General features: G+C 50.8%; 10 protein-coding genes and 1 pseudogene. 9 read left to right on the top strand and 2 right to left on the bottom strand.

What is annotated here, in order from left to right:
- Nucleotides 1-702: 702 nt before the first annotated feature.
- The 5 genes from leuA (at nucleotide 703) to CWB98_RS12315 (ending at nucleotide 6,024) form a co-directional block, all read left to right on the top strand.
- Nucleotides 703-2,250 (top strand): 2-isopropylmalate synthase, encoded by a 1,548-nt coding sequence (leuA, locus tag CWB98_RS12295; RefSeq protein WP_138545146.1) that lies wholly within the window; start codon nucleotides 703-705, stop codon nucleotides 2,248-2,250.
- The gene (gene leuB / locus CWB98_RS12300; protein WP_138545147.1) at nucleotides 2,247-3,323 is read left to right on the top strand and encodes a 3-isopropylmalate dehydrogenase; all 1,077 of its coding nucleotides are present in this window, start codon (nucleotides 2,247-2,249) and stop codon (nucleotides 3,321-3,323) included. Before leuA ends, leuB begins: the two co-directional genes overlap by 4 nt.
- Before the next feature lie 32 nt (nucleotides 3,324-3,355).
- Nucleotides 3,356-4,759, top strand: a complete 1,404-nt coding sequence (gene leuC / locus CWB98_RS12305) for a 3-isopropylmalate dehydratase large subunit (RefSeq protein ID WP_138545148.1) — start codon at nucleotides 3,356-3,358, stop codon at nucleotides 4,757-4,759.
- Nucleotides 4,756-5,355 (top strand): 3-isopropylmalate dehydratase small subunit, encoded by a 600-nt coding sequence (gene leuD / locus CWB98_RS12310; protein WP_138545149.1) that lies wholly within the window; start codon nucleotides 4,756-4,758, stop codon nucleotides 5,353-5,355. The genes leuC and leuD overlap by 4 nt, the downstream gene beginning before the upstream one ends.
- An 81-nt stretch (nucleotides 5,356-5,436) precedes the next feature.
- Nucleotides 5,437-6,024, top strand: coding sequence for a hypothetical protein (locus CWB98_RS12315; protein WP_138545150.1), 588 nt, complete (start codon nucleotides 5,437-5,439; stop codon nucleotides 6,022-6,024).
- 50 nt (nucleotides 6,025-6,074) lie between these two features.
- On the opposite strand, the gene CWB98_RS12320 is transcribed toward CWB98_RS12315, so the two are convergent.
- The gene (locus tag CWB98_RS12320) at nucleotides 6,075-6,473 is read right to left on the bottom strand and encodes a hypothetical protein (RefSeq protein WP_138545151.1); all 399 of its coding nucleotides are present in this window, start codon (nucleotides 6,471-6,473) and stop codon (nucleotides 6,075-6,077) included.
- A 60-nt stretch (nucleotides 6,474-6,533) separates the two neighbouring features.
- On the opposite strand from CWB98_RS12320, the gene CWB98_RS12325 reads away from it, so the two are divergent.
- A complete protein-coding gene (locus CWB98_RS12325) occupies nucleotides 6,534-6,992 on the top strand; it encodes a TerB family tellurite resistance protein (protein ID WP_138545152.1) in 459 nt (152 codons plus the stop codon).
- Here CWB98_RS12325 and CWB98_RS12330 read toward each other — a convergent pair.
- A complete protein-coding gene (locus CWB98_RS12330; RefSeq protein ID WP_138545153.1) occupies nucleotides 6,989-7,513 on the bottom strand; it encodes an RNA polymerase sigma factor in 525 nt (174 codons plus the stop codon). The two genes, CWB98_RS12325 and CWB98_RS12330, sit on opposite strands and share 4 nt — an antisense overlap.
- Before the next feature lie 402 nt (nucleotides 7,514-7,915).
- Here CWB98_RS12330 and CWB98_RS24415 point away from each other — a divergent pair.
- The 3 genes and pseudogenes from CWB98_RS24415 to CWB98_RS12350 all read left to right on the top strand — a co-directional run bounded on the left by CWB98_RS24415 (nucleotide 7,916) and on the right by CWB98_RS12350 (nucleotide 15,869).
- Nucleotides 7,916-10,264 (top strand): annotated as a pseudogene (locus tag CWB98_RS24415) (penicillin acylase family protein).
- Between the two features lie 52 nt (nucleotides 10,265-10,316).
- A complete protein-coding gene (locus tag CWB98_RS12345) occupies nucleotides 10,317-10,523 on the top strand; it encodes an MbtH family protein (protein WP_269465264.1) in 207 nt (68 codons plus the stop codon).
- A 114-nt stretch (nucleotides 10,524-10,637) separates the two neighbouring features.
- On the top strand, nucleotides 10,638-15,869 hold the full coding sequence (locus CWB98_RS12350; protein WP_138545156.1) for a non-ribosomal peptide synthetase: 5,232 nt from the start codon (nucleotides 10,638-10,640) through the stop codon (nucleotides 15,867-15,869).

A 15,869-nucleotide genomic window follows, 5' to 3' on the forward strand; every position in this document is an offset into this window, starting at 1 on the left:
GCAATGCAGCGGGTTTTTTGCGTTTGGAGTAAAGTACTTCCATGTAGTATCTCCCCTTCGCGCGTCCTTGCGCTCACTTCCTCGAACTGCGAAGCGTTGCTTCGGTCGCAACTCACCCCGCACTGGAAGCGGGATCAATCAAAAGGCCACACCAAATGCATGGCATTGGCTCCTTACCAAACACACTAACGAGACGGGCTTGTATCAACCTCAGAACAACGACAAAGCAGCGTAAGGGCGCAGAGTGAAGTCAGATATAGTGTGTGAGTTGCTGTTCGAACAAGGCGCAGACACAGCAAACTCAGTGTCTTGCCGGAGAGCAACAAAATAATTGCCCCTATTTTCAATAAATTTAAATCACCCTAGTTTCAAAGTCTCATGCGTTCAATTTCTAATGACCTAATACTTTAGGTATTAAAATACCTATATTTATATTTAATGTGAATTAAAGTTCCTTTAAGTTGTGCTGTAAATCGACTTTTTAGAAATAAATATGCTTGATTTGATGTTTTCGACCATGTTAAAACATAGGCAATTCATCAACAGGACCAATGCCCACATGCAAATTATTACGTTGTCACTATTGCTTAACCTCTTACTGCTTAGCTGTAAGAGCGGGGCGTAGTTGCGCGTAAGGGCAGCAACACGATAAACCCCGCACATTGTGCGGGGTTTTTTTATGCTTAAACGAGGACATCAGGTATGCAAGACAAGGTTTGGATATTCGATACAACATTAAGAGACGGAGAGCAGGCGCTTAAGGCCAGTCTGACTGAAGAAGATAAAATTCTACTCGCGCATACCATTAGTCGTTTAAATGTTGATGTGATGGAAGTTGGCTTTCCAGTTTCAAGTCCGGCGGACTTTCGCGCGGTACAGCGCATTGCCAGAGAAATCAGCGGACCAAGCATTTGTGGTTTGGCGCGTGCCGTGAGCAAAGACATTGAAGCCTGTGGTGAAGCGCTGAGACCAGCTGAGAAAAGCCGTATTCATACTTTTATCGCGACCAGCCCTTTACACCTTGAGCATAAGCTGAGAATGTCCCTGGAAGATGCAACCGAGATGGCGGTCAAATCTATCAAGCTGGCGCGCAACTATACCGATGATGTTGAATTTTCCTGTGAAGATGCGAGCCGAACTCCATTTGATGATTTGTGCCGTGTTGTTGAGCGAGCTATTGACGCAGGGGCCAGCACCATTAACCTGCCTGATACAGTAGGCTATGTGACACCCGATGAATATGCCGCGATGATCCGTCATATTCGCAATAATGTGCCAAACATAGATAAAGCACGTCTGAGTGTACATTGCCACAATGATTTAGGACTGGCTGTTGCGAATTCCATTGCCGCAGTACAGGCCGGTGCAAGGCAAATCGAATGTACCATTAATGGTATTGGTGAGCGTGCCGGTAACTGTTCATTAGAAGAAGCCGCCATGATCCTGAAAATGCGTGAAGACCATTTACGGGTGGGTTGTGATATTCGCAGCGAAGAAATTTATCGGGCATCACGCCAGGTCGCCAAGATTTGTAATATGCCGGTCCAGCCTAATAAAGCCATCGTCGGCGAAAATGCCTTTGCTCATAGCTCTGGTATTCACCAAGACGGCGTATTGAAGGCGCAAAATACCTACGAAATCATGTCTCCAGAAACTGTGGGTGTACCCAACAACCAATTGAATATGACCTCACGTTCTGGCCGCCATGTTATTGAACACCGTCTGAGTGAACTGGGCTATCAAAAATCTGACTATGACATGGACTCACTCTACGAGAGCTTTTTAGCCCTGGCTGATCAGAAGGGCACTGTGTACGACTATGACCTTGAAGCGATGATCCACTTTAATCAAATTACTGATAAAGACAGTTTTTACCAGCTGCAATTTGTGAATGCGTCGTCGAATTCTCAGTCTATTGCCAGCGCAACCGTTGGGATTGCAATGGGCGAGCAATTAAAACAGGAAGCTGCTACGGGTAATGGCCCGGTAGAAGCGGCATTTTTGGCACTTGAGCGGATCACCGGTAAGGCTATTGATATCGTTGAATACAACCTGGATGCCACCGGCCAGGGGGCTAGCTCATTAGGACAGGTCGATATGATAGCCAAATATGACGGTCGTCAATATCACGGTACGGGACTGGCGGCTGATGTTGTAGAAGCCTCAGTGCACGCCATGATCCACGTATATAACTTAATTCACCGAGCCGCCAAGGTCTCGAGTTTGAAACAACAAAGGAAAGCAGGATGAGTCAATCAAATTATCAGATAGCCGTATTAGCCGGAGATGGTATTGGACCAGAGGTGATGGCAGCCGCTGAGTTGGTGCTCGATAAAGTCAGTGAAGTCTTTGGTATCAGCTTACAGCGCCAACACCATGCTATCGGTGGTGCGGCCATTGATGAATATGGCGTCGCGTTGCCTCCAGCAACACTGGCAGCCTGCGAAGCATCGGATGCGATTTTGTTTGGTTCAGTCGGCGGACCTAAATGGGAACATTTGCCACCTCAGGAGCAACCTGAACGCGCTTCTCTATTACCCCTGAGAAAACATTTCGGTCTGTTTTGCAACCTGCGCCCGGCTCAGTTACTACCGGCACTGAGTGCAGCTTCTCCGTTACGTGCTGACATCAGCCAGCAGGGCTTTGATATTTTGTGTGTTCGCGAGCTAACCGGCGGTATCTATTTTGGTGAGAAGGGCCGCGAAGGGGCTGGGCCAGATGAAGTCGCTTTTGATACTCAACGTTACAGCCGCCATGAAATTGAGCGTATTGCTCGCTTTGCTTTTGAAGCTGCCAGATTGCGCAGTAATCGAGTCACGTCGGTTGATAAAGCCAATGTACTTGCGTCGAGCGTGCTGTGGCGTGAAGTCGTATGTGAGGTAAGTAAAGACTACCCGGATGTAGAACTGGAGCACATTTATATTGATAACGCTGCGATGCAACTGGTTAAACAGCCGGGACAGTTTGATGTGTTGCTGTGTGACAACTTGTTTGGCGATATCCTGTCGGATGAATGCGCCATGATCACCGGCTCCATGGGTCTGCTGCCGTCAGCAAGCCTGAATCAATCGGGTTTTGGATTGTATGAACCGGCGGGTGGTTCTGCTCCTGATATCGCAGGTAAAGGCATTGCCAACCCAATCGCACAGATCCTCAGTGCAGCGCTGATGCTACGCTATTCATTGGCACAGGATGAGGCGGCAAGACGCATTGAAAAGGCCGTAGCAGAAGCCGTGGCGGCTGGCGTGGGCACACCGGATATTTACCCGGAAGCTGGCTATACCACTTTGGACGTCGCTCATGCAATTGTTGAGCGAATTTAACCTGATCTCAGATTAACAACAGGATGTAGCAAGTGGCACACACGTTATATGACAAAATCTGGCAGGCGCATGTGGTCGCCAGTATAAACGAGCAAACCGATTTACTGTATATAGACAGACATCTGGTGCATGAAGTCACCTCGCCTCAGGCGTTTTCCGGCCTGCGTGAGAAGAACCGTAGGGTGCGCTGCCCGCATAAGACCTTTGCGACCATGGATCACAATGTGTCGACCAAAAGCCGCTCTATCGATGCAGCAAGTGAGGTAAGCAAAAATCAGCTTCAGGCGTTAGCAAAGAACTGTCAGGAGTTCGGCATTGAACTTTATGATCTGAACTCAGTGAATCAAGGCATAGTGCATGTGATGGGACCTGAACAGGGGATCACGCTACCTGGCACGACTATCGTGTGTGGCGACAGCCACACCTCAACACATGGTGCTTTTGGCGCATTGGCTCATGGCATCGGCACCTCTGAAGTGGAGCACGTGCTGGCAACTCAAACGCTGCAGCAGAAGAAAGCCAGATCACTGAAAATTGAGATCACTGGCACGCTACGGCCAACCGTAACGGCCAAAGATCTGATCATGGCTGTGATCGGCAAACTGGGCACGGCCGGTGGCACAGGCTTTGTGGCGGAGTTTTGTGGTACAGCCATAGAAGCTTTGTCGATGGAAGCACGGATGACTCTGTGTAACATGAGCATTGAAATGGGTGCTAAGGCCGGATTGATCGCCCCGGATCAGACCACCTACGATTACCTGAAAGGCCGCCCTTTCGCCCCGCAGGGTAAAGATTTTGAGCAGGCTGTCACCTATTGGCAAACCTTGCATTCAGATCCTGATGCCGTCTTCGACAGTGAAGTGATCATCAGCGCCGACGAGATCCAGCCACAGGTGACCTGGGGCACCAGCCCCGAGCAAGTGATCGGGATTGATGAAGCTATTCCGGATCCGGAAACTGAGCCGGATCTGATCAAGGCCGAGGCCATGCGCAGCGCACTGCGTTACATGGGCCTGCGCGCAGGTCAGAAACTGACCGACGCTAAAGTAGATACGGTGTTCATAGGCTCCTGTACCAATAGCCGCATTGAAGACTTGCGTGCCGCCGCTCAGGTTGTGGCGGGTAAGCAGGTCGCCAGCGGCGTTGAAGCCTTAATTGTACCGGGCTCAGGTCTGGTAAAACAGCAGGCTGAGCAAGAGGGTCTGGCGGATATCTTCATGGCGGCTGGCTTTGAGTGGCGAGAGCCGGGGTGTTCCATGTGTCTGGCAATGAATGACGACCGTCTGGGGATGGGTAAACGCTGTGCGTCAACCTCCAACCGAAACTTTGAAGGGCGCCAGGGGCGCGGTGGCAGAACCCATTTAGTGAGCCCTGCGATGGCGGCAGCCGCGGCAATTGCGGGTCACTTTACCGATATTCAGGGAGAGCAGGCATGAGCGTATTTCACCGCGGACTACTGGCACCGCTGGATAAAAACAATGTCGACACGGATCAGATCATTCCGAAGCAATTTTTAACCTCAACCAGCAGAGAAGGGTTTGATAAGGCGCTCTTTTACGACTGGCGCTACACAGAACAGGGCGAGCCGGATCCGGACTTTATTCTTAATGCGCCGCAATACCAGGGTGCCAGCGTGTTGCTGACACGGGATAACTTTGGCTGTGGTTCTTCTCGGGAACACGCGCCATGGGCGTTGAAACAGTATGGCTTTACTGTGATTTTGGCACAGAGTTTTGCCGATATCTTTTTCAATAACTGCGGCAATAATCAAATGCTGTGTATTAGTTTGCCTCCAAGCACGCTGGATAGCTTGTTTGGCTTGTGTGAGCGCCAGGCAGATATTCAGATTGAAGTAGACTTAGCTGAGCAGCAACTACGCAGTGAATACTTTGCCCCGATCACATTTGATGTTCGCCCGGACATCAAAGCGCGACTTCTCAGTGGGCTGGACTTTATCGGTGAGACCGAGCAATTGAACGCCCAGATAGAGTCGTTTGAACAGCAGCTTCAGGCGGCGCGTCCCTGGCAGTAGCGGTTTGATCACCGCATTTAATTGGCAAAGGCCGCTAAGTGGATTACGCTGCGGCCTTTATTATTTTTTAGGAACATTGATATGAAGCTTGTTTATGCAGCTGCTTTGCTGGCCAGTGGTACTGTCATGGCACGTCCGGCGCCTTTAGTCTCTATCCCCACGCATGATGCGTTCTTTGCTCAAATCAAACAACATTGTGGTAAAGCGTATGAAGGCAAAGTGACTGTCGACAATCAGGGCCCTAGTGCGTTCAGTGATGCGCGCCTGATCATGCACGTACGTCGGTGTAACGATCAGGAGCTGCAAATTCCGTTTCATGTTGGGCAAAATGCCTCGCGCACCTGGATCCTGACAAAGACAGGCAGCGGTTTGAGCCTGAAGCACGACCACCGTCATAAGGATGGCAGTGATGATGAGTCGACTATGTACGGCGGTCATACAGTCGATGCGGGCTACAACAATGTGCAATCTTTCCCTGCAGATCAGTACTCTAAAGAGTTATTTGTAAAGCGTGGTATTCCACAGTCAGTTGGTAACACCTGGCAAATGTACATTTACGATGAGCGCTTTACCTATCGCTTGGTAAGAGAAGGGCGTGAATTTAGAGTTGATTTTGATCTGACAAAACCCGTTCAGGCACCGAAAGCGCCCTGGGGTTATCAGGATTAACACAGATATCTTGCCGGCTCAGTGCGAGGCACTGAGCTGCGAGAGTGACATCACTGCGGGTTTTTCACACATCGCACTTCAACTTGCAAGTCTGGCTCATACGGCCTGGGATAGGTGGGTAGTCGATCAAAGCTCTGAACGCCCGCGATCACCACCAGCTGTGGTAACTGACCCTGGCATAAACGTTGGCTATGCCTAAGTAAAAACACACTTTGTTGCAAAAAGTGCTGATAACTATCCGATTTTATCTGTAAATAGTAGTGGTCGTCATTATACTTAATTTGTTCGTAATGCACTTTGTGATCGAAGTCGTAAAGCTTTTCGACTACGCCATTGGGCGGAGGTGTGTAGCTACTACAGGCACTGACAAGTAAAGAGAGTACGGCCAGAAGAGGTAAGCGCCATTGTTGTTTGATTGCCCGGGTTGTCTTGAAAAAGAAATGCGGCATACAAAAACCTGCTAATCCATTATCGTCTTGCTTGAAGTGTAACATATTTAGGAGGTGCACTTGTTTGCGCAACTGAGAAAGTTCATTAATACCCTGGCTGAGCAACCCGATTCTGATCAGGCTCCTGATTTTACCACCGCATTGGCGGCGCTGATGGTTGAAATTATGCGTGCAGACGGTGAAGTACATGCTGATGAATGCCATATGATAGCTCGGCTGTTGACTCAGCACAGTGGAATTTCCACACAGGCCAGTGAACTGATCCGCGATCAGGCGATTGAAATGGTCAATGAAGCCATAGATTTACATCGCTTTGTACGGGTCGTAAATGACCATACAGGTGAGCTTGAGCGCATAGAAGTGATAGAGCTGCTTTGGCTGGTTGCCTATGCCGATGGTCGCCTGGATCCGCATGAAGAACATATGGTCAGAAAAATAGCGGGTCTGCTCTATGTGGCACATGCTGATTTTATCTCGGCAAAACTCACCGCTCGCCAGCAACTCCAGCTTGCTGATTAGTGGGTAAGTTGCGCCGTCCCCAACTCGGTTTTGCAAGATTGAATAGCTTCCTTAATCAGAAAGTTAACCAGGGTTGGGGAGATACAATACATCTGAGCAATTTCTTTTTGCTTTAACCGGCCATCTCGATAAAAGCTCACCACATTTTGGTGACGTGTTGAGAGCTTAGCAATGGTGTGGTTTACCTTCTCTGACAATTGCTCATCAATGAAGCGTGTTTCAATGTTGGAATCTTCATCATCAAAGTGTTCGCCGTGCACTGACTCCATATCAACCAGACTTTCCCGACTCTGCTTACGCAGCATATCGATAGCAATGTTGCGGGCAACCTGATAGCAAAAGCTCTTGGAGTTTTTAACCTGGCAGTTTTGACAGGCTGACATGCCAGACAGGCGAATAAAGGTGTCTTGTAACGCATCCTCAGCGAGATAGGGGCAACGCAGAATATTGTTCAGATAAGCAAGTAGCTTGGCTTCGTTTTCTGCAATGACATTTGACCACTTTTCTTGCGACTGCGGCACGGTAATTTCTCCTGATGTATTTGATTTAGATCCGTTATAACGAATGATAATAGTTATCAGTTGCGCATTATTTATATTTTGTATTCACAAGTCAAGAGTGTTTCTGGTTGTTGTAGCAAATATTGCGAAAGTGTGTTCGGCAGGGAGGCTGGCGGGTCGGGTGCTCAGTGGATTGATTAGGAGATAGCGAGTACGTTTGTGTTTGAATTTAAAATAATTGCCATGGCAATGATCACGGCATCTCACACTATTTGGTCGCTCATCCTGTTTTTTTTAATCTTTTATGACGTCTACAAGGAGGGCCTATGACGAGATTTATCGTCATAGGCTGCTGTGTAATTTGTAACCAAAAGGATTAATATGAACTTTTTTAAGTTGAGTATGGCTGGTTTATCAATCTGCATGGGGAGTGCTGTTGCTGCTCAACAAGCTGCCTCCACACCAGCACATTTTAACGCTCAGGAATCTGTTAGGATCACTCGTACGCACCTGGGTATTGCACACGTAAAAGCAGATACTTTGTACGGACTTGGATATGGTAATGCCTTTGCACAGGCGCAGGATCATGGCTGCATACTGGCCGATGGTTATTTGCGTCAGCGAGGAGAGCGGGCGAAATACCTGGGGGCGCACCGCCGGGACCAGGATAATTACTATTTATATTCAGACATCGGGTATCGGATCCTGGATTTACCGGGGCGCGTTGCGCAGCACTACAATCAGATGTCTGACAACAGTAAGGCGCTGGCGGAAGGCTTTGCAGCTGGGTATAACCACTTTCTGAGCGAAGTCGCAGCAGGTCGTGAAACACTGGATCAGGCATGCCGAGATCAGCCCTGGGTTAAGCCCATCACCGCACAAGACGTTGTATCAAGTTTAGTGCTGATGAGCGTACAAGGCAGCTTAGGGCGCATGTTGCCAATGCTGATCCAGGCTGCGCCACCTCAGTCTGATAGTCTGAGCGGAGTTGATGTGGTGTCTGAGTCTGTCGGTGATATCACTCAAGGCTCCAATGGATGGGCACTGGGTCAGTCGGTCACTGCCAACGGGCGAGGTATGGTACTGGCCAACCCGCATTTTCCGTTTCATGGTAACTCCCGTTTCTGGACGCATCATGCGACGGTCCCGGGGGAGCTGGATGTGATGGGGGCATCTATCGTTGGTGTGCCCGGCATTGTGAATATCGGCTTCAACCGCAATTTAGCCTGGACGCACACTTTTTCCAGTGCTTTGCACCATGTGTTTTACCGCCTGACGATAGACCCGAATAACCCGCTTCGTTATCGGTACGAAGGACAGTGGCGCGATCTACACACCCGTCAGATTCAGATACCGGTCAAAACCGCTGGTGGGATAGAGACATATGGGCACACCGCTTACGCAACCCATTTTGGCTTTCTTTTGGAAGACACACAAAATTTCCCCTGACAAGGGAGTGTTGCCTTTGCTGTTCGTGATGTCAATCTGGAGAACTTTGAGGCCATAGATCATTGGCTCGCTTACAATAAAGCTGCTTCAATAGATGAATTAGCAGCAGCATCAGCACGTTATAATGGATTATCCTTTAACAATACACTCGCCGCTGACAGGCAGGGGGAAACGTTTTATACCGATGACTCCAACGTGCCAGACTTATCACCGGCGGCATTGGAGTGGCTGCGCACCGATCCATATACAGCCGCAGTGTTTGCGTCGACGGGCCAGGTTGTATTACCTGGTGATCGCAGCGATATGATATTTACTGGTGCCATCGACTTCGATAATTCTCCTTCTCTCAGGCGCCGAGATTATGTACAAAACTCCAATGATTCATTCTGGTTATCCAATCCGGAGCAACCCATCCGGGATGTGTCTCCCTTATTTGGAAAGGTAGATGCAAAGCAATCTGAGCGCAGCCGGTACGCACATGAGCTGCTTAATACACAGCGTGGCCGAGATGGCCGTTTTGACTTGTCTGAGTTAGAGAAAGTCATACTGGGCAATGGCAGTTATTATGCCAATCAACGCGCAGTGGTTGGCGGCCTGTGTCAACACTATAGCGGTCAAACCCTGGTGTTAAGCGAGCAAGTCAGCGCTCAGGTGGATCCTATCTGTGCGGCATTTGCACAATGGGATGGCCAATTTAACCTGGATTCTAAAGCCGCCCACCTCGCCCGAGAATTTTTTAGAGCGCTGGATACGAGCCAGGACTTTGTTGTGCCATTTGACGCAACTCAGCCAACCACCACGCCACACACCCTGAAAAGTGAGCGCACTATCCTTGAGAAGCTGCTGAGTGCTGGTGTCAATTTACAGCATTATGGATTCGCACTGGATGCGCCTTACGGCGAGATCCAATACCTGCACAAAGGCAATGAGCGTATGGCCTGGCCTGGTCCAGATCACAGCAGCGGTGGATTTAACATGTTTGCCCCGGCCAATGGCATGGATCTTACCAGCTTTGCCAAGCCTGCTCCCACGCCACTGACCAGCATAGTTGACGGTCAGCCGTTGTGGTCTGAATTAACCCGTGACGGTTATGAGGTTAACTATGGCTCCAGCTGGATGATGGTGGTGGGCTTCGATTATTGGGGCCCTGTGGCCAAAGGCCTGTTGCTTCATTCTCAAAGCGCTAACCGCGACTCAGCGCACTTCAGTGACAGTAGCCGGCGCTATGCTCAGCAAGGCGGTCTGATCACCTTGCCATTTTACCCCTGGCAAATTGCGCTCAGTGCCATCAGCAGTACCAAACTGATTGTGAAAAAAGACTAAAAAACCCAGGCTGTCGCGCGTCACTATGCCGACAGTCTGATTTTTGGAGAATATGATGAGCTTTGACAATGAAAATGGCACCTTCAAGGTATTGGTCAACCACGAAGAGCAATATTCACTCTGGCCCAGCTATAAAAGCGTTCCGGGTGGTTGGAAAGACGTGGGTGTGGAAGGTGATAAAGAGACCTGTCTGGCCTACATCAATGAACACTGGACCGACATGCGTCCACTCAGCCTTCGCCAGGCAATGGAGCAGTAACTCTTCTTTCGCGTATTGTGATGGGTATTGAGGTACTCATAGTGATGCGCACCTGGCTAATACAGGGGATTGTATGCCCCTGCCTCCCTGTCTGTATGTTTTACGGAGTATCCCATGACCGCCACGACGATAATGGATCAGCTTGCCCGCCATGCTGAGCAAAAACCTCAGCAAACAGCATTAGTTTGTGTGGATAAAAAAGCCCATACCCGCTGGAGCTATCAGGCTCTTTATGAGCAGAGTGTTTGGCTTGCGGGCCACCTTCAGGCGCATGTAAATGCAGGTGACAGAGCACTGATCTTAATGGACACAGGAATCGAATATGTCACCAGTTTTCTTGCCTGCCAGTATCTGGGTGTGACTGCCATTCCGAGTTTTCCACCCGAGTCGACTAAAGCACAGCATATTGCCCGGACAGTGGGTATTACAGAAGATGCCAGTGCAACACTGGTCCTGACGACCAGCCGTTTCGCCGACACGGTTTCGGCTATGTGTGAGTCCCTGAGCGAAGTGGTGGTACAGGTGGTTGATGAGTTGACGGGGGATACGCCACCAGCGCCGCGCCACCCGGCACTTAGCGATGACATTGCGTTTTTACAGTATACCTCTGGCTCAACAGCTAAGCCCAAAGGGGTGATGGTCAGTCATGGCAACTTGTTAGCCAATGAAGTTGCCATTGCCGAACGAATGCAAACCAGCGAAAAAGACGTCTCGGTGAGCTGGCTTCCGCTCTTTCATGACATGGGGCTAATCGGTGGACTATTACAGCCTATCTATACCGGTTATCTCCTCGTACTGTGCTCGCCACGCTATTTTATGGAACGCCCGGCGCGTTGGTTGCAGCTGATCAGCGAGTATGGAGGAACTATCTCCGGGGGGCCAGACTTCTCATATCGTCTTTGTCTTGAGCGTGTGCGTGAAAAACAGCTGGAAGGGCTCGACTTAAGCAGCTGGCGTGTCGCTTTCTCCGGCGCTGAGCCGATCCGCCACGATACCTTACTGGATTTTACTGAGCGCTTTGCACCTCAGGGCGTGAAAACGTCTGCCATTTATCCGTGTTATGGGTTGGCTGAGGGCACCCTGATGGTAACCGGTACAGAGGCCGGCGGCGGTGCGGTTATCCGTGCGTTCGATAATCAGGGGTTGGCAGAGGGGCTGGCTAATCAGGTTGAGGCCAAAGATCTTCGTGATACCGACGCTTACAGTCATCAGGTGGGCTGCGGTAAGCCTGCCAGCAAACATACAGTGCGGATCACTTGCCCGCAATCGCAGCGTGCATTGGCTGACGGAGACATTGGTGAAATTTGGGCTGCGGGGCCGAGCATTGCCTTAGGGTACTGGCAAAATGAGCCGGCGACACAGGAGACGTTTGTTGAATGTGAAGGTCAGCGCTGGTTGAGAACCGGTGATGTCGGCTATGTTTTTGACGGTCAGCTTTATATTTCTGGTCGACAAAAAGATTTGATCATCATGAATGGTCATAATGTTTATCCTCAGGATATTGAACGGGCCATTGAAGCCGAGCTAAGTTTTGTGCGCAAAGGGCGCGTTTCTGCCTTCCCGGTGCCCAGCAAAGAAAGTGGCGAAGGAATTGGCCTGGCGATTGAAACCAGTAATAGCTATCGCAATGACATACCTGCTGAGCAAACAGCATTGATTGTTCGCGACTTTATTACCGAGCAGTTCGGTGCCTGCCCGGAGCTGATCGTGTTGTTAGATCAGGGCGGCCTGCCTAAAACGTCCAGTGGCAAGCTGCAGCGCAGCGCCTGCCTGAAATTGCGTAATGCGGGTGAACTGGCCAGTTATGGTGATTTTACTCTCACTCATTTGCAAACACTCAATACCGCTTCGTCAGGTGCAGATACGTCGCACTGGGATGCGCTAACGCAGCAATTGGCTCAGCACTGGCAAAGTGTATTACGTTATCCGGTGAATCATGATGATGCCGATTTCTTCGCGCTTGGTGGCAGTTCTATTAAAGCCGCTCAACTGCTGGCCTTGATCCAAAGTGAACTGGACTGTCAGCTTGAACCCAGCAGCCTGTTTGCGGCGCACCGTTTTGCAGATTTCTGTCAGCTGGTCAGAGAAGCAAAGGCGACACCTGGCATTCAGCTGGTGGCGTCACAGTTGGCTGATTATCCGCTGAGCACCCAGCAACAAAGGCAGTTGTTCTTATGGCAACTGGAACCACAAAGCAGTGCCTATCATATTGGTGCCACTCTGGAGTTGCAGGGGAGTATTCAGCCTGAATTGCTTAAACAGGCGTGTGCCAAAGTGCTTGAATCACAACCGGCTCTGCGCCAGGCGTACTTCAAAAATGCAACGGGTCAGTGGCGTCAACGCACCACTGAGCAGCCATTGCAGTGGCAAGAGCACGATGTTAGCGATGCCGCCGAGCCCACAGCGCAAGCTCAGACAATACAACAACAAATTTCGCAGCAACCTTTCGCACTGGACAAGGGTGAAAACTTCCGCGCAGCTTTGATTTCGCACTCTGAACAGCATCATAGGTTTGTGCTGGTTATGCACCACATCGCCAGCGACGCCTGGAGTTTTGATTTGATCCTGGCGGAGGTCACCCGTCAGTACAATGCATTGTGTGGCGACGCACCGAGTGCGCCGACTCAGAATGACGCCATTCACTACGGTGATTTTGCTCTGTGGCAGGGAGGATGGCTGGGATCTGAGCAGGCTGCAACTCAGCTGGCTTATTGGCAGCAAAGGTTGGATGGTCAGGGAGATGAAGAGCTGTTAGCGCCAGAGCGAGCGCGGGGCGCAGATCTGACTGCGCCACTGGGCGTGATGCAATTTACACTGGACCACAAACACACCGATAAGCTGCAACAACTGGCACATGGCAACAATGCCAGCCTGTTTATGCTATTGCTGAGCAGCTTGCAGGTACTGTTTTATCGTGTCAGTGGTAAGCGCCAGCCGCAGATCGGCGTTGCCGTCGCAAACCGAAATCTGGCTCAGCTACATAATTTGGTTGGCTTTTTTATCAATACCCAGGTGATCCGTGGTGTAGTTGCGCCGGAGCTAAGTTTTGCTCAGCTGCTCAGAGCGTGCAAGACTGCGGCACTTGAGGCGCAGCAGCATCAGGACTACCCGTTTGAAAAGCTGGTGGAAGTACTCAATCCACACAGAGCTTTAGGGCAGACGCCTTTATTCCAGGTGATGTATAACCATCTGGAGCAGGACGTGACAGATGCGCTGGCCTTAGCGGGCATGACAACGACCAGCGCACAGTCTTTACAGCAGCAGGCTCAGTTTGACCTTAGTATTGATTCCCGACTGGATGGTCAGGGACAGCTGACTATCGAACTACAATATAATCAGGCATTGTATCAGACATCGACCATTGCCCGGTTGTGTGATGCATATCAGCAGTTACTCAACCAGTTGCCACAGCAGGCAGAGCTGGCCATCGGAAACTGGTCATTGCAAGCAGAGCCCCTAACCATGCCGAATGCTGCAACGGGACCACAGGTGGCTGCGCAGGCCGGAAACTGGCTGAGTGCAATCAGTGAATATGCCAAGCAAAACCCCGATGATACCGCGGTGATCTTTGAAGATCAGCACTACAGTTATACATGGCTGGAGCAGACCGCTAACCGGCTGGCCAACGGCCTTGTTGGCAAGGGCTTTTCAGGTGAAGTGGTTGGTATCATGCAGGCGCGTAAGCCGCTGATGCTGGCCTCGGTGCTGGCCTGTCTTAAAGCCAATGCCGCTTACTTACCACTCGACCCGAATTTCCCGCAAGCCAAACTCACTCACATGATAGACGACAGTGGCTGTGCTGCTGTACTGGGCGACAGCACGCCCTTTGCGCTGTCTGTGCCAGTGATTTCACCAATCACATTACTGAGCGAATACCATGAGCACAATCAGTCGCCAGAGTGGTTGCATCATTCACATTCACTGGCGTATTTAAACTACACCTCAGGCTCGACCGGCCAGGCCAAAGGCGTGGCGATTGAACATCAGGCGCTGGCAAGCTATATCGGCTCGGCGACTGATTTTATCAATTTAACCTCTGATGACGTCGTGTTGCAGTTTGCCACCATCAATTTTGATGCCTTTGTAGAGCAAGTGTTCCCGAGCTGGACGGTGGGTGCAACTGTGGTGCTGCGAGGTGATAGTTTGTGGGATGCCGAGACCTTGTATCAGCAAGCTCAGCGTCACGGTATCTCGGTCATGGACTTGAGTGCGGCCTATTGGCGTAGCATTGCCGCCAGTTGGGCGCGTATTGCTGCAACAACCCCATTGTCGCTGCCGCGGCTGCGACAGGTTCACTCTGGTGGTGAGGCCATGTCTGAACAGGGGATATCAGACTGGCGACAAGCCGGCCTGGGTGACGTCCGCTTACTCAATACCTATGGGCCCACTGAGATAGTTGTTGAAGCGGCGATTTATGATTGTCGGCCACTGACCCCCGGAGAGTCGGTACCACTGGGGCATGCACTGGGCGGACGTCGTCTGTACGTACTGGATCAAAACCTGCAACCGGTCGCGAACGGGCAAGTCGGCGAACTGTATATAGGCGGCGAGATGCTGGCGCGTGGATATTGGCAACGTGCCGCTCAGACCGCGACGCGCTTTATTGCTGATCCGTTTACTAATAACGGAGGACGCATGTATGCAAGTGGCGATCTGGTCAGCTGGCAAGCAGGTGCACTGCACTATCATGGGCGTAGTGACCATCAAGTGAAAATTCGTGGTTTCAGAGTTGAGTTAGGCGAGATTGAAACGCGTCTGACGCAGTTACCCGATGTAACCGCAGCCGTTGTGATCACCCAGCAGCAGGCGCAGGCGCTGAGCCTGATCGCCTATGTGCAAAGTGAACGTCACAAAGACCCAGAGTATGCGGCTAAACTCAAGCGTGCTTTGGCTGAGCAGTTGCCAGAATACATGGTGCCGTCACATATTGTGGTGCTGGCACAGCTGCCCATTAACGCCAGCGGCAAACTTGAGCGACAACAGCTGCCTAAGGTCCAGGCTTCACCCAGCATGGTCTCGAATACGGCCAGTAGTGACATTGAGCTGGCACTGGAGACGGTGTGGCGCAAACATCTGGCCACGGAGCAGCTGGATCTGAATGCTAATTTCTTCGACCTGGGTGGCCACTCGCTATTACTGATGGCTGTGTATGATGACTTAAAACCTCAGTTTAGCCAGCTGCAGCTGACCGATTTATTCGCCTATCCCAGTATTGCCAGCCTGGCAGCCTACCTGGAGCAGTCCGGGACGGTTGCGTCACAAACAAGTAGCACCCAAAGTGGTGCCAAACAGCGTCGCGGCATGGGCGCCGTCGCCGCTCGCAAACGAAAAGCAAGAGAATCATAA

Source organism: Pseudoalteromonas rubra (assembly GCF_005887115.1).
Lineage (GTDB): Bacteria > Pseudomonadota > Gammaproteobacteria > Enterobacterales > Alteromonadaceae > Pseudoalteromonas > Pseudoalteromonas rubra_F.

Excerpts from the sequence above, each read along its gene's own strand:
- CWB98_RS12315 (WP_138545150.1), top strand. The coding sequence starts at position 5,437 with ATGAAGCTTGTTTATGCAGCTGCTTTGCTGGCCAGTGGTACTGTCATG.
- leuA (WP_138545146.1), top strand. The coding sequence starts at position 703 with ATGCAAGACAAGGTTTGGATATTCGATACAACATTAAGAGACGGAGAG.
- CWB98_RS12345 (WP_269465264.1), top strand. The coding sequence starts at position 10,317 with ATGATGAGCTTTGACAATGAAAATGGCACCTTCAAGGTATTGGTCAAC.
- CWB98_RS12350 (WP_138545156.1), top strand. The coding sequence starts at position 10,638 with ATGACCGCCACGACGATAATGGATCAGCTTGCCCGCCATGCTGAGCAA.
- leuB (WP_138545147.1), top strand. The coding sequence starts at position 2,247 with ATGAGTCAATCAAATTATCAGATAGCCGTATTAGCCGGAGATGGTATT.
- leuD (WP_138545149.1), top strand. The coding sequence starts at position 4,756 with ATGAGCGTATTTCACCGCGGACTACTGGCACCGCTGGATAAAAACAAT.
- CWB98_RS12320 (WP_138545151.1), bottom strand. The coding sequence starts at position 6,473 with ATGCCGCATTTCTTTTTCAAGACAACCCGGGCAATCAAACAACAATGG.